This is a genomic window from Paraburkholderia sp. SIMBA_053, assembly GCF_046534895.1.
GTDB lineage: Bacteria > Pseudomonadota > Gammaproteobacteria > Burkholderiales > Burkholderiaceae > Paraburkholderia > Paraburkholderia caledonica.
Map to the genome: position 1 here is coordinate 1 of NZ_JAWRXU010000326.1, position 324 is coordinate 324.

Genomic DNA, 324 nt, shown 5'->3' on the forward strand with positions numbered 1-324 from the left:
CTGCATTTTTTACTGAATTATTTCTGGTTATTTTTCTACGCCCTTCATCTACCTTGCTGCTTGCAGCGAAACATTTCGTAATGTGGCCTTCGGTTTAATGGAGCGAGCGGAAAACAATGACGACATCCTGCAAGGTTTCCATTTGCGTCCCGACCTGCAATCGGCCTGAGCTGATCGTCGAATGTCTGGACTCGTGTCTGGCTCAGACACATACGAACATCGAAATCCTGATCGGCGACGATTCGAGCGACAACCGCACGCAAGCGCTCATCAAAGCGCGCTACGCGCACGACACACGCATTCGCTACGTGAGGAACGAGCCAT

General features: G+C 50.9%; 1 protein-coding gene. It reads left to right on the top strand.

All coding sequences use genetic code 11. The features are described from left to right. Positions 1-116 precede the first annotated feature (116 nt). On the top strand, positions 117-324 hold a 208-nt coding region (locus SB753_RS35845; protein ID WP_410804841.1), incomplete at its 3' end, for a glycosyltransferase family 2 protein.